Here is a 1,874-nt window from a genome sequence, read left to right as displayed (position 1 = left end):
ACTGGTATTACACATCAACGGGTGGCGCAAAGAGTTTCAGTTACCAATGGTTACGTAGAATTAATTAAACAGGTTTATATTTTTGCCTTTGATTTGTTACTCGTTACTGGCACCTTGTATTTATTCGCACGCCCCTAAACTTTCTTTAATGAAGCTATACTTTACTTAAACACCACCTATGTTATTTTCAATTCAGTCTTAGCAACGAAGATAAGGAGGTGATCATATGTCGAGAGTTAAGGTATTTGAACAGGCAGCTATGAGTGAGGGTCGTTCTAGCTAACCCCTTTAACGTAATTGCTCTAGAAGGCTGTCTATTCAGCCCAGCTCGGAAAGCCGCATCACGTTGCTGAATGCGGCTTTTTTACTCCCTTTACAGAATTTTATTACACAAGGCTAAATTTCTTGTTTGTCGCGCGTCAACACGTCAAAACCTTTCTAAAATTCATAAAAGCACATCAAAAAGATGGTAAATTGGTTAAATCGAAGAAGCCGCGCTTAAAAACTACGTAAATTAAACGCTGTTACCTTTCCTAATAGAGTCACAAAATAAAAGTACGTTTAACGCGAGACAAAATGACGAGCGTTGGGTTTTACCAAGGAGTAAAAAGTTGTTCAGGGTTGGACTATTCATTTTAATAACATTAGTGAAATTTGCTCATGCAAATTCGAGTGACAGCATTGAGCAAAATAATGTTCTGGCGTTTCACGCAGACAATGCATTTCTTACTGAAAGGGTAAATCTACAAGGCAATCCCTATTCTACTTCTGTCGATACGGTACAAATGCTAGTTGATGAAATAGGGCATACAGATCCCGTGCTTCATGTTCCACTTGTGCGTTCTTTTGCGTATATGCAGCATGGCGAAAACATTTGCGTACTCAATAAAATAAAAGCACCTGAACGCGAAAAAAATCATCTTTACTCACTACCGCTTAGCTTTTTCCAGACACAACGTTTTTACCAACTGGCATCACTGCCACCAATAGAAAAAGAATTTTTAGATGAAAAAGGCCGAATACTGAGCATATCTCGTGTATTAGAAGCCTTTCCAGACTCTTTTATTGTGTTACCAGAAGAATACTCATTCGGCGAAAGGATAGACGACGACCTAAAGCAAGTTAATCGAGAGCAAATCCTTCGTATAGCAAATAATATTTATTACTCTCGCTTTATGGAAATGTTTTCAAAAGGAAAGTCTGATTTTGCACTCATTTTTCCTGCAACTTTATTCAGAAGTTTTGGAGAGAACATGCCTATTAAAGTGCGCAGTTACTCTATTGCAGATAACCCTGACTATGTATCAGGCCACGTTATCTGCCCCAATACGTCTCAGGGCGCAAAGCACATAGAGCGTATAAACGCTGCAATAAAACGCATCTATTTAACACCTGAGTTTATTAGTGCTCATACGCGCTATTTGCCTGCTCAGGACAAACAAAACTTGCGAACTATCATCGAGCAATCTATTGAAAAGTTAATGCTTGCCAACTAATGACTTGGTGATTTTTTGACAAGTTTGAGTGACTATGACAGCTTAGGTAAATTCAAGTATAAAAAGAAACTCACGGCTGATAGCGGAAAAGGGAATTTCAAATGTATCAAAAGCTTGCCCGCGTTTTTACTGGCGCTATATTTACCGTAAGCCTTAGCTTTCACGTAAACGCCAAAGTGCGTGGCGAGGCCGTAGTTACAACAATAAAGTCAGAAGTTTTGAATGAGTCGCGAGAACTGCTTATTCACTTACCTAATAACTATTCCCGCTACAAAGACACCACCTACCCAGTTTTATATTTGCTAGATGGACAGCGTAATTTTGCCCATACCGTAGGCACGCTTGATCTGCTAAATCAGTCTGGAATGGCGCAGGAAA

The 1,874-nt window shown here is 39.3% G+C and carries 2 protein-coding genes; both read left to right on the top strand.

Going from position 1 to position 1,874, the window contains the following annotated elements:
- Positions 1–647 precede the first annotated feature (647 nt).
- Positions 648–1,496, top strand: coding sequence for a hypothetical protein (locus GVO62_RS04630; RefSeq protein WP_236547068.1), 849 nt, complete (start codon positions 648–650; stop codon positions 1,494–1,496).
- A 101-nt stretch (positions 1,497–1,597) separates the two neighbouring features.
- A partial coding sequence (locus GVO62_RS04625; RefSeq protein WP_268891106.1) for an alpha/beta hydrolase-fold protein occupies positions 1,598–1,874 on the top strand: 277 nt, incomplete at its 3' end.

Source organism: Alteromonas sp. KUL150, from assembly GCF_009811475.1.
Classification (GTDB): Bacteria; Pseudomonadota; Gammaproteobacteria; order Enterobacterales; family Alteromonadaceae; genus Alteromonas; species Alteromonas gracilis.
This window is presented reverse-complemented; position numbering and strand designations above follow the sequence as displayed.